Origin of the sequence: Marinilabilia salmonicolor JCM 21150 (assembly GCF_000259075.1) — a bacterium.
Classification (GTDB): Bacteria; Bacteroidota; Bacteroidia; order Bacteroidales; family Marinilabiliaceae; genus Marinilabilia; species Marinilabilia salmonicolor.
Genome location: NZ_AJKI01000046.1, coordinates 47,259 through 59,161 on the forward strand (window position 1 = coordinate 47,259; position 11,903 = coordinate 59,161).

Annotated in this window: 9 protein-coding genes; 4 read left to right on the plus strand and 5 right to left on the minus strand. The window is 42.9% G+C overall.

The genetic code is table 11. The annotated features are described in order from the left end of the window. Window positions 1-226: 226 nt before the first annotated feature. From W7W_RS0118875 to W7W_RS0118900, 4 genes are all read left to right on the plus strand, one after another. Window positions 227-2,710: a helix-turn-helix domain-containing protein gene (locus W7W_RS0118875; protein ID WP_010665211.1), complete on the plus strand. Its 2,484-nt coding sequence runs from the start codon at window positions 227-229 to the stop codon at window positions 2,708-2,710. 341 nt (window positions 2,711-3,051) lie between these two features. After that, entirely contained in the window at window positions 3,052-3,807 is a 756-nt protein-coding gene (locus W7W_RS0118885) for a LytR/AlgR family response regulator transcription factor (protein WP_159102782.1), read from the plus strand. A 353-nt stretch (window positions 3,808-4,160) separates the two neighbouring features. After that, window positions 4,161-5,258 (plus strand): fatty acid desaturase family protein, encoded by a 1,098-nt coding sequence (locus tag W7W_RS0118895; RefSeq protein ID WP_010665214.1) that lies wholly within the window; start codon window positions 4,161-4,163, stop codon window positions 5,256-5,258. A 130-nt stretch (window positions 5,259-5,388) separates the two neighbouring features. Continuing rightward, complete coding sequence (locus W7W_RS0118900) at window positions 5,389-6,150, plus strand: class I SAM-dependent methyltransferase (protein WP_025007087.1); 762 nt, start codon at window positions 5,389-5,391, stop codon at window positions 6,148-6,150. 19 nt (window positions 6,151-6,169) lie between these two features. Here the strand turns inward: W7W_RS0118900 and W7W_RS0118905 are convergent, their stop codons facing one another. The 5 genes from W7W_RS0118905 to W7W_RS0118925 form a co-directional block, all read right to left on the minus strand. Beyond that, window positions 6,170-6,400, minus strand: coding sequence for a hypothetical protein (locus W7W_RS0118905; RefSeq protein WP_010665216.1), 231 nt, complete (start codon window positions 6,398-6,400; stop codon window positions 6,170-6,172). A 288-nt stretch (window positions 6,401-6,688) separates the two neighbouring features. Continuing rightward, entirely contained in the window at window positions 6,689-7,975 is a 1,287-nt protein-coding gene (locus tag W7W_RS0118910; RefSeq protein ID WP_010665217.1) for a Gfo/Idh/MocA family protein, read from the minus strand. Between the two features lie 14 nt (window positions 7,976-7,989). After that, window positions 7,990-8,799: an FAD:protein FMN transferase gene (locus tag W7W_RS0118915; RefSeq protein WP_238532145.1), complete on the minus strand. Its 810-nt coding sequence runs from the start codon at window positions 8,797-8,799 to the stop codon at window positions 7,990-7,992. A gap of 28 nt (window positions 8,800-8,827) precedes the next feature. Continuing rightward, complete coding sequence (locus tag W7W_RS0118920; protein ID WP_029510673.1) at window positions 8,828-10,177, minus strand: Gfo/Idh/MocA family protein; 1,350 nt, start codon at window positions 10,175-10,177, stop codon at window positions 8,828-8,830. A gap of 295 nt (window positions 10,178-10,472) precedes the next feature. Further along, window positions 10,473-11,867: a 3-keto-disaccharide hydrolase gene (locus W7W_RS0118925; RefSeq protein WP_010665220.1), complete on the minus strand. Its 1,395-nt coding sequence runs from the start codon at window positions 11,865-11,867 to the stop codon at window positions 10,473-10,475. Window positions 11,868-11,903: the final 36 nt, after the last annotated feature.

Consider the following 11,903-nt stretch of genomic DNA (forward strand, 5'->3'; position numbering starts at 1 on the left):
GGGAGATTTTTTTTTGTTGAAATCAACAGAATTATTACTCAATTGATTTGGGAATAGGGGAATTGAACCATCCTTTTGGGCAATCCATCTTTGCAAAAATAGACAGATTTTTGACTAAAATAAACTGATGGTTGTATTTTATTAAGGGTTACCTGCTTCTCTTGTACTTGCAATTCCACCTCTTTAGTCCTATTTTTGAAGATTGGAACGGCAAAATATGAATAAAATGGATTTTCAAACCAACCCTGAACTTAAGCTGGCACGCGAATTTGTTGAATCGACAAAAAAGAATGTATTTCTTACCGGAAAAGCCGGAACCGGAAAAACTACTTTTCTGCATAATCTGAAAGCCACACTTCCCAAGCGTATGGTAGTTGTAGCACCTACAGGAGTAGCTGCCATCAATGCCGGAGGGGTAACTATTCATTCATTTTTTCAATTGCCTTTTGGGCCTATTGTTCCCGGTGCTGCTGGTGGAAATGGGCAGGAGGGCCGCAATGTTCATCGTTACAGTCGCCAAAAGATTGATATTATTCGGACGCTCGATCTGCTGGTTATTGATGAGGTTAGTATGGTACGTTCCGACCTTCTGGACGGCATTGATGAGGTGTTGCGTCGTTTTAGACGAAATAACCTGCCTTTTGGTGGTGTTCAACTCCTGATGATTGGTGATTTGCAGCAGTTGGCACCTGTGATTAAAGATGAGGAGTGGAGCTTATTACGTCCCTATTATGATTCTGCATTTTTCTTTGGAAGCAGGGCATTACAGAAAACCGATTATGTAAGCATTGAACTGAAACAGATCTTTCGTCAGCAGGACGATCAGTTTATCGGGGTGCTCAATAAAATACGCGACAACCAACTTGACCGCGCCGGATTGGAATTGTTGAATCAAAGTCATCGGCCCGAGATTGTCAATGGCGACGCAGAAGGGTACATCACACTGACAACACATAATTATCAGGCACGAAAAATTAATGATGCGCGGTTGTCCAAACTTCCCGGAGATTCGCACACCTTTAAAGCAATCGTGGAGGGAAATTTCCCTGATAGTAACTTCCCTACAGAATCGAGCCTGATATTGAAGAAAGGGGCTCAGGTGATGTTTGTGAAGAATGATTCTTCTGCTGAGAAAGCCTACTACAACGGGAAAATTGGTCAGATCACTGCAATTGCCGGGGATAAAATTTTCGTGAAATGTCCCGGCGATGAAGATGTGATAGAGGTAAAGCCGGAGCGTTGGGACAACACCCGCTATAAGATTGATGAAGAAACCAAGGAGATACAGGAAGATGTGGAAGGCACCTTTACCCAGTATCCGCTGAAAACAGCATGGGCCATTACCATTCATAAAAGTCAGGGACTCACTTTTGAGAAAGCCATCATTGATGCCAATGCTGCTTTTGCCCACGGACAGGTTTATGTGGCGCTGAGTCGCTGTAAATCGCTTGAGGGACTGGTGCTGACGAGTCCGTTGAATGTTTCTGCGTTGAAAACAGATGCAGAAGTATCCGGATTTATCAGCAGGGTGGAGGAGGAGCCTGTTGGAGACGATGCTCTGATGCAGGCCAAGCGGGATTATCGCTTTATGTTGTTGCAGGAAATGTTTGACCTGAGCACTCTGGAACGCCAGTTGGCTTATTGTCTTCGGGTGGCATATGAAAATAAAGGAACCGTTCAAGATGAATTACCCGTATCACTGGGGAATATGAAGACTATGCTTACAGGTGCGATGAAGCCGGTGGCAGACAGGTTTCTTGGACAAATCAATCGTTTGTTGCAGGAAAATCCTGATACCGACAACAACGATTTTTTGCAGGAACGTATCCAAAAAGCGAGTAACTGGTTTTCTGATAAGACATCTGAAAGTCTCAAGGCCCCTTTTGAGAACCTCAATCTGGAGACCGACAATAAGGCTGTGCGAAAAACGCTGAAGCAGGCTTTTGAACGGCTCGGACTGGAGATTGGCATTAAATCTATGGTTTATGAACAGTGTAAAGAGGGATTTGAGGTGAAGAAATATCTCAAGGCTCGCGCACAAGGGGTGCTTGACGGAGGTTCCGTTCCATCGACAGGCCGGTCACGCAAAGCGGTAGATGTGTCCGTGAAATACCCAGATTTGTACAGCCGGCTGAAGCAGTGGCGCGATGATAAAGCTGAAGAGCTTGACCATGAGGTTTATATGGTGCTCCAGATTAAGTCGATGAAGCATATTGCTGCCACCTTGCCGCAGTCGATGAAGGAAATGAAAAAGATTCATGGCTTCGGGAAAGTGAAGTTGGAAAAGTTTGGTCCCGAAGTGCTCCAAATAGTTCTGGATTACTGCAAAGAACATGATTTGGGAAGAGAGGACAGGGAGGAGAATCCTTTTGAAATGCCTCCGTCCAAACCCAAAAAAGAAAAAGTGGATACCAAACAGGTAACTTTTGACCTTTTCAAGAAAGGGAAAACCATCGAAGCTATAGCTCAGGAACGATCACTCACCGCCGGAACCATCTTTACCCATATCGGACATTTTGTGCGAAGCGGTGAAATCAATATTTTTCAGATCATTCCGGCTGAGAAAGTGCATCGGGTGGCTGACTGGCTCGACGGGAATAAGGCAGAGTCGCTGACTGAAGTCAAGAACCACTTTGGAGATGAGGTTTCATGGGATGAACTGCGGTTGATTGTCAATCATGTGAAAGCGAAGGAAGAGGTGAAGGGCTAAGGTTGATAATGAGGTGGCACGCTGATTTTAACGGGATTTTTCGTGCGTTTTGTTTGATGGTTTCACTTTGCAAAAACAAACAATCGGGGCGTAGTCCCCTCCGCTTTCCGGCCCGGGGTGATGGCCAAAAGCAAAAAGGGCGGTTTTTAAGGGCTTTCCGAAATTAATAAGTATTCCAGATTTATGTGATGTCCAAATTTTATGATCTGTCGGGGTGAACCACAACATTAGTTGGATAATTGTGTTTTAAGATAATGAACAGCCAACTTTCTCAATTAATAGAAGGTTCAAAAGAACGTCTTCGACTTTTTCTAAGCATTTGTTTCGGGATATTTATGTTTATGCTTTTTTTTGAGCCTTTTTCGATATTTCTCACCGATTTAAATAAGCGTCTGGTGTTTTTGGTGGGGCTGACCGGTATTTTCCTACTTTTGATGATGCTGGTTTATGTGATTTTAAGTCATTTTCTTGCCCGCTCCGGTTCGCCTATAAAGGAATCGATTCTTTCTTCGTATGTCAGTGGATTTATTCTGTTGGTTCTGAGTAGTATATCCGTCACTTTTTATTTGAGATATGTAGGGATGGCGGATATGTCTTTTTTTACCTTTTTCAAAATTCTGGTAATCTCATTGGTTCCCCCGGTTGCAATAAGTTTGCACGATACCATTCAAAACCTGAAAGCCCACAATGCTGATTTAATCATTTCCAGAGAAAAGGAGCGGAAGCAGATTGAAAAGTACGAGGAGGACCTTTTAAGCCGAATGATAGACCTGGAATCTGAAGGAGGGAGAGATTCAATTAAAGTAGTTGTTTCTAATATAATTTACGTTGTTTCGGCAGATAATTATGTGGAAATTGTATTTAAAAAGGATGAACACTTTGAGAAGAAGTTATTGCGGAATACTTTGAAGAATCTCCAGCTTTTACTATCTCCGTATTCAAACTTTATTCGCTGTCACCGGACCTGCCTGGTTAACATTCACTACATTGATCAATTGCGTAAAAACTACAACAATTATTGGATATCTCTAAAGGGAACCGATCAAAAATTGCCTGTTTCGCGTCAGTATTTACTGAAAGTCAGAGAGGTAGTGTGATGTCTAGGGGTGAGTGCTACTCGCCCTTTATTATTGATATCCATCCCATAAGTGCCCTCTTTACCATTATTCGTGGTTGCTTTACCCCTTTCATTTCATAGCATTCTGTGTGGGGGGTATCTTTGTAAGAAAATGGAATTTCCATAAAGCCGTTTGGTTTTTGTTTCACGGTTTTCAGTAGATTCAATGTTTGTTCAATAATCAATTTAGTTGTTATGAAACGAGCATGATATTATTTAAGCATAATACCACAAAAGAATATGATTAAAAAATATTATGCGAGAGCGAAGGGTTCCATTCGTTCTAGAAATTTTAATTAGTTTTTTATCAGATAATTACAAAAATTAAAACGAATGAAAGATCAAATAATAACTTTTCCCTTAGATAAAAATCCTGATTTCATCAAAGATTTGAGAGGGAGGGTGGATGCTTACTTTAAAGAAAACAACCTTTCGAAATATGGTAATAAAACCATTGTTTTTCAGTCGGTTTTCATGGGTGTTCTCTATGTTCTGCCTTATGTGCTGATGTTGTCAGGTGTTATAACTTCGATTCCGGGAATTATACTGAGCTGGGTGGCAATGGGTGCCGGAATGGCCGGTTTGGGAATGGTGTTGATGCACGATGCCAATCATCGTGTGTTTTCCAGGAACCAAACGGTTAATAAATGGCTTGGAAAGTCACTGTATCTTCTCGGGGGATTTCCACCAAACTGGAGGCATCAGCACAACACGATGCACCATGGTTTTACGAATATCGAGGGGCATGACGAGGATATTGCTCCTGTTGGATTTTTGAGGTTTTCACCACACCGTAAGCTTTTTAAGGTTCATCGCTTTCAACATATTTATGCCTGGTTTTTATACGGTTTGATGACGCTTTCGTGGGTTACCATGAAGGATTTTGTGCGAATCAGGAATTACAAAAATGAAGGTGTTGCCCCCTTTGATAAGAAATACAAGTGGTATCTCACAGATTTGATTGTTGCCAAATCAATTTATTACTTTTTTCTGCTGGTATTACCGATTTTGATAATGCCGGTTGGCTGGTACTGGATTGTTGGCGGCTTCTTTATTATGCATTATATCAGCGGCCTGATACTAACCACCATTTTTCAAACTGCTCACGTGGTGCCAAGTTCTGCTTATCCAATCCCATCAGAAGAAGGAAAACTGGAAAACAACTGGGCCATTCATCAGCTGTTGACGACCTCTGATTTTGCACCCAAAAGCAAAGTTCTTTCCTGGATGATAGGGGGCTTAAATTATCAGGTTGAGCATCATTTGTTCCCAAATATCAGCCATGTTCACTATAAAAAACTGTCGCAATTGGTTAAAGAAACTGCTTTTGAATATAATCTGCCCTATCACTCTCAGAAAACGTTTTTTAAAGCGGTTGCAGGTCACACGAGAATGTTAAAAATGTTGGGACGGCAAGTGGCATTAGTTTAATTGCTCAATCCGGGTTCACATGGTTTTGATGGTCCGGCCTCATAATTGATTTCAATTTATGGTTGGACTTGTTATTTTTAATATTTATTGTGCATATTTAGGGTTAAATGAAGTTAAACCTACCTATGCAATGAATATTACCGAGTATAATAAAACCGTTTGGGACAAGTATGTCGCCAACAAGGTTCGATGGACGATTCCTGTTTCTAAAGAGGAAATTGAAAATGCCGGAAATGGAAACTGGGACATTGTTTTGACTCCGGCAAAGCCGGTGCCTCACGACTGGTTTCCCGACTTGAAAGGCCTTAGAATTCTGGGTCTTGCATCCGGTGGCGGACAACAGGGGCCCATTCTGGCTGCTTTAGGGGCTGAAGTCACTATTTTCGACAATTCCGAAAATCAATTAAATCAGGATCGAAAGCTCAGTGACGAATTCAATCTTAATATTAAAACGGTTCAGGGAGATATGAAAGACCTTTCGGTATTTGCCGATGAGTCCTTCGATTTGATTTTCAATCCCTGCTCTGCAGTCTTTGCGGACAATTTAAAACCAATCTGGCAGGAATGTTCCCGTGTTTTGAAATCCGGTGGAATTCTGATGACAGGATTGATTAATCCCGTTATTTTCCAGTTGGATCAGGAAACCGTTCCATTTCAGTTGATTTATTCTCAGCCCTATTCAGATTTGGATTCATTGCCCAAGGAAAAACTGGATGAGCTGATTGAAAGCCAGGAAACTTTGGAGTTTGGTCATAGCCTGACGGACGAAATCGGGGGACAACTCAATGCCGGATTTTTAATCACTGATTTTTATGAAGATGACTGGAATGGTGAAAAAGAGATTGACAAATATTTGCCTTCTTTTTTTGCTACGAGGGCGGTGAAAAAATAATTGAAAAACATTGGTGTCCTTATTTCTTAAGTTTACGAAGCAGTAAAAACAATCCCCGAAAAACCCAAAGGATCAAATAGATGACAATGCTAATTACTACAACGTATCCCAGGTGAGTGTACAATTCGCTCCAGCTGGTATTGTAATAAATTATTGAATAGACATTGAGTCCGATGGCCGCGACCAGGCAGAGAAGCCATATAAAAATCTCTCTTTTTAGTTTTCGTGGGGTAATGATAATATTTTTCATCAGTATAAAATTTGTTTAAGTTATTGGCTTGATGGAACTCACATGTCAGAATATTATACATGATCCTTTGTGGTTTCCTTGCCATGCTCGTTTCATTCGTATAAAATCTATTTATTAAGGTTTCCGAATGTTCGGGAGAACTCGTCCGGAACATTCGGGACTAGTTTTATCTAATTAAATTTATATTCACTTTAAAGTCTTCTGTTTATATGATTTCGTTGGTGTTTTGGGCATGTTGGGATTAAAAGCTATCACTACTGCCTAAAAACTACTCACTATCTCTTTCACCTATATCCTGTATTTGTCTGCAAGTGTTAGTTTCTCTCCTGTTTCAATGGCAATTTCGCCAAGCATCGTCCAAATACTGGCATTGTAACCCTCTCTGATTAGAGCTTCAGGTGCTTTGCCTGCTCTGATGTATTTTGCAAAGGCTTCCAATTGAAGTGCAGTGTCATAAAAATCGGTATTTTCTATGATGGGCTCCCCGTTGTATTTTACAGCTGTTTCGGGTACCCAACTGGCATCCCCAATCATCACTTTTCCAAAAAATCCTGATTCCATATCGTTGAGCAACTGAAGTATGCCTGGTGCAGGAGGGGGCGTTTCAGTGTAGTAACGGTTCGTTTCAAATTCAATGGTGCCTTTGTGTCCCATGATTTGTTCCTCCAAACCGTATTTTTTGTTGCTGGTCATGGAGTCGTAAACAAACTGGGTGCCATCATCGTAAGAGTATATGAGGGCCACATTATCGTTCACTTCCCGGCCGTCTTTCCAGTACACGATGCTTCCCGTTCCGGTTACTGATACCGGAGTCTTTTGAAGTGCCCAGTTGGCCACCTGAATCTGGTGCGACATTAACTCAGTTAGCAACCCTGCCGAGTATTCCTTGTACAATCGCCAGTTGATGAAACGTTCCATCTCTATTGAATTATTGGGCACCGGACGTCGCCAGTCGTTGTTTCGATGCCAATAGGCGCGGATTTGTCCCAGTTTGCCAAGATCTCCATTGTGTATGCGTTGCATCCCCTCGAGATAAACCGGGTTGAAAAGGCGTTGATGCCCGATTTGAAGGATCTTTCCGGTTGCTTTATGGGCATCGTACATGGCTTTTGTGGTGTCCAGTGTGCGTGCCATGGATTTTTCGCAAAACACGTGAATGCCTGCATTCATAGCATCGATGGTAATATGAGCGTGTTGATGCAGCGGTGTGGCAATGATAACGCCATCAACTTCTTCTTTATTGAGCAATTCTTCGTAATTGCTGTAAAGAACCGGATTCATGTTTTGTTCTTTGCACATTTCGTCCGTTTCCTGCAGATGGGGTTGATAAACATCACAAAGGGCTGCAATTTCCAGGTTGCTGCTTTGGGTTATTTCAAATAAGAGGCGCAGGAGCTGCTTACCCCGGCTGCCTGTGCCAATAACAGCAAGTCTTACCCTGTCTGAGGGATTTTTACCGGCTGCAGATGACTGCGCAAAAGCACTGAGCCATGGCGAGGCAGCCAGCGTTGCCACCGAACCTGTGAGTGCCATTTTTTTGAGGAATTCTCTTCTTGATTGTATTTTATCCTGCATAGATTTTGTGTGTTTTAATGAATTGGAAAAACAGCCCATTTCTCCACATTGAAATGGCTGGCTATTTCCTGATGTTTTTCATCAGGTGCTGCGATGAGGGCAGTTGATAAAACCTCCGCCTCAGTGGCACTTTCACTCTGAACGACTGCGGTAAACGAGGGGGGACAATCTCCCGTTTTGGGATTCAGGATGTGTGGCGTTTTTCCACTCCCATGGCCGGCACAGCTGACAGAAACGGTATCATTTCTCAGTGGCCAGATTTCTCCTTCAATTTCCTGATTCTTTAATGAAAAAGGCCAGTGATTACCATGTGGATGATGTCCGCGGGTTAGAATGGAACTGCCTCCAAAACTGATAAATGTATTTTTAATGCCAAATTCATCCAATATCTTCGAAGTTTCATCCAATGCCAATCCTTTTCCTATCCCTCCGAAATCCAGGGATACGGCAGGATGAAGAAACTGTATGGTATTATTTGACGTATTTATTTTAATGAGATCTTCCGGAGGATGAATGGGAAGGGAACTTTCTGAAAATGCACTCTTTTCTTTTAAGGAGGCATAAACTTTTCCGGCAAATACATTGAAATAGCCCTCCGACTTTTGAATATATTTCATGCCGTTGCTGATGGTTTTAAAGAGAAACGGGCTGATAGCCATGCTTTTAGAAAAGGCATTTTTGTTAACCTTAAAAGTTTCGGCTTCTGAATTGAATCGATCCAGAATGGTTTGTAATTCCATAATTTGGGTGACTACTTTTTCAGTCACCTGATCAGCCAATTCCTGATTAATACCCCAAAAGACGATGTCCAGCGGGGTATTCATCAGAAAAGCAGTTTTGTGATGTATGTTATCAGAATTTTGGTTCCCAGCCTTTTTCATAAGTTCTTTCCCATAATTCCATCGCTTTGTAACTATTGGTAATGTGCCCGTTTTTAGGGTCGCATATCAGCGACTCCCCGGTACGCGAAGAGATGTTGGCCAAATGTCCAAGTAGCGTACTGGTGGCTCCCTCATCAATTGGGGAACGCAAATCTTCTTTGCCCCTGATGGCTTCAAAGAAATTTTGGGCATGCAGGGTTGACATATCGCCACCGCCTCCCAGTTGCGTGCCACCCTCACTACTGCCTGATTGTTTCTCCCTGATTAGCGAGCCGTTGCGGTCAAACAGCTTGTAACCTCCACGGTCAACCCACACACTACCTTCAGTACCATAAATGATGGTTCCACGTCCGGCGCCATAGGTTTTCTGAGCGTTTCGACTCTTGCCATCCCATTGAATCATTTTATTTCCGGGAAAACGAAAGGTGGCATCCATGGTGTCATACATCGTCCAGCCATCATCCGGCCAGTGATATTTGCCTGAGTTGACCATTACTGCTTCGGGGAAGCTGACTTGCAGAGCCCAGCGTGCCACATCCAGTTCATGTACGGCATTGTTGCCTGTTTCGGCGGTACCATAATCCCATCCATACCAGTGCCAGTTGTAGTCCCAGGTGTTGTGCTCGTAAGCTTTCCGGGGTGCCGGTCCCTGCCACAATTCCCAGTTCAGACCTTCCGGAGGAGCTGCTTTGGTGGGATTGACGACCCTTCCGCGCCCATTGCTGTAAAAGGCTTTGGCCATGTAAGGTTTGCCAATAGCTCCATTGTGGATTTCTTTGATGATTTCGATGGTTTCGATTGAGGATCTCTGTTGGTTACCCATTTGTATGACCTTCCCGTAGCGGTCGCGCGACTTTACAAGTAATTCACCTTCGTAAGGGTTGTGACTGCAGGGTTTTTCCACATACACATGTTTCCCGGCAGCATTGGCAAGCCAGGTTCCGGGTGCGTGCCAGTGATCGGGGGTGGCCAGAAATATGGCATCCACATCTTTGTCGTCAATTACTTTGAAGAAATCTTCTTCAAGTGTTGGTCTGTAATCAAGGACTTCCCCAAATCTTTTGGCTGCATTGTCCATCTGACTTTGCATCACGTCGCACAGATACAGTAAGCGGACATTGCTTTTTGGGTCGGCAATAGGGGGAATGTAGGCTCCTAACCGGCGACCCAGGCCAATAATGGCCACATTCAGCCGGTCGTTGGCTCCCATTATTCCGGCATAGCTTTTAGAGCTCATACCCATTCCGGCTATCGTGAGCCCTGCAGCACCCAAAGCCGATTTTTTGATGAATTCTCTTCTTGAGTTTTTATTCTTTTTCATGGTTTTGGTTTTATTGGATGATGAAAATAGGTTTGCATAAGGATTCTTAGTTAGTGTCTGTCCATAAAGTACCATTTACTGCGTTACGCTTGTCCGAAAAGTACTCATTTACGAAAAGTAAACTCCGTATTTTCGGACTTCGCAAGCCTTGTAACTGGCACTTTCTGAACAGACACAGCCCTAAAAACAGAATTTGCTTAGTTTATAGACAGGCACTAGTTAGTATGTTGTGTCTTACAATTTCAACTACTTACTACTAACTACTGACTACTGACTACTTAATACCGACTATATCCTACTGACTAATTTCTTTTATCTTAATATTCTTAAACTCCACCTCATTGCCATGATCCTGAAGCAGGATGTTTCCTTTTTCATATTCACCAAAGTCAGGCCACTTGCTATATTTACTGTAAGCTACCAGCGCACGCCACATTGGGGTGTCACGTTCGTACTCCACGACTTTGATGCCGTTAAGGAAATGCTGAACTTTTTTACCATTTACCACAATCATCGCCCGGTTCCATTTGTCATAACCATTGACATATTTCTCGCGGGGTAAGTGGGGATTGTATTCATAGCCGTTAGCTTTGATGAGATCATACAGGGAAGCCATGGTACGGTTTCCTTCCACTCCCAGTTTTGCGTCGGGATGATGCTCGTCATCAAGAATCTGGAATTCGCAACCAATGGAAGAGCCTTCCCCTTTGTTTAGCTCAGTATCCACAAAATACTTGATGCCGCTGTTGGCCCCTTTTGTGATGCTGAAATCTACAATCAGGATGAAATCTGCGTATTGCTTTTGGGTGACAATGTCTCCACCATTTGCAGATTCATCGCCTCCTGAGGCGTGAACTTTCAGGATTCCATCATTGATGCTCCAACCGTCTTTTGGGAAATGATCCAGTTTGGCGCCCCGCCAGCCCCTGGTGGTTTCTCCGTCCCACAATAATTCCCATCCATCGGTTCTTTCGCGTTCTGTAAGCTGATTTTTCAGATAGCTTACTTCCGGAGCTTCCATTTTTTTGTATTCCTCAAAGTCTCTTTCGGTTATTTCTTTAAGTCGGATGTTTTTCCATCTTATTTTTTTGCCTTCCAGCGCCTTGTTATTACCGATACTATGTACCTGCAGTGCTATGAAACCGGTTTCAATATCCTCTTCAACAAGGTTGGAGGCAGGTACGCCATTAACCCAGGTCATAATATGATGATCGAAAGCAACCACTTTAAAGGTGTTCCATTCACCTTTTTTAAAAGCATCTTTGGCTTCGGGGTTGTAATCCAACGGGTAGCGCCACCCTTTCCGGGCTTCGTCATAGATACCGCCGGCCCATGCACGTTTCGAATCTTCACATTCCACCTGAGGGCCGTGTACGCGTCCGTTGTTATAATCTTTGTTGCTATGGCTTCGAATTTGAACGCCCGAATTCAATCCCTCATCCATTTTCATGTCGTATTCCAGAATGAAATTGGCGTACTCTTTTTTGGTGGTAAGGAATGTATTGGGAGATTTAGTAACCGATGTTCCAACAATCATTCCATCTTCCACATCGTAAGGGGCATGCCCGTTCAGTACTTCCCAGCCCCGGAGGTTTTTTCCGTTAAAAAGTTCTTTCCAGTCGCTTTGGGCATTTGCGCCGATGACTGACATGAAAAGAATTACAGATAAAAGAGAAAGACATTTTTTCATAGTTCTTCTTTTTAGTTTTATTTTGTGAAGGCAATT

Excerpts from the sequence above, each read along its gene's own strand:
- W7W_RS0118885 (WP_159102782.1), top strand. The coding sequence starts at position 3,052 with ATGCTTTTTTTTGAGCCTTTTTCGATATTTCTCACCGATTTAAATAAG.
- W7W_RS0118900 (WP_025007087.1), top strand. The coding sequence starts at position 5,389 with ATGAATATTACCGAGTATAATAAAACCGTTTGGGACAAGTATGTCGCC.
- W7W_RS0118925 (WP_010665220.1), bottom strand. The coding sequence starts at position 11,867 with ATGAAAAAATGTCTTTCTCTTTTATCTGTAATTCTTTTCATGTCAGTC.
- W7W_RS0118905 (WP_010665216.1), bottom strand. The coding sequence starts at position 6,400 with ATGAAAAATATTATCATTACCCCACGAAAACTAAAAAGAGAGATTTTT.
- W7W_RS0118875 (WP_010665211.1), top strand. The coding sequence starts at position 227 with ATGGATTTTCAAACCAACCCTGAACTTAAGCTGGCACGCGAATTTGTT.
- W7W_RS0118895 (WP_010665214.1), top strand. The coding sequence starts at position 4,161 with ATGAAAGATCAAATAATAACTTTTCCCTTAGATAAAAATCCTGATTTC.
- W7W_RS0118915 (WP_238532145.1), bottom strand. The coding sequence starts at position 8,799 with ATGAATACCCCGCTGGACATCGTCTTTTGGGGTATTAATCAGGAATTG.
- W7W_RS0118910 (WP_010665217.1), bottom strand. The coding sequence starts at position 7,975 with ATGCAGGATAAAATACAATCAAGAAGAGAATTCCTCAAAAAAATGGCA.
- W7W_RS0118920 (WP_029510673.1), bottom strand. The coding sequence starts at position 10,177 with ATGAAAAAGAATAAAAACTCAAGAAGAGAATTCATCAAAAAATCGGCT.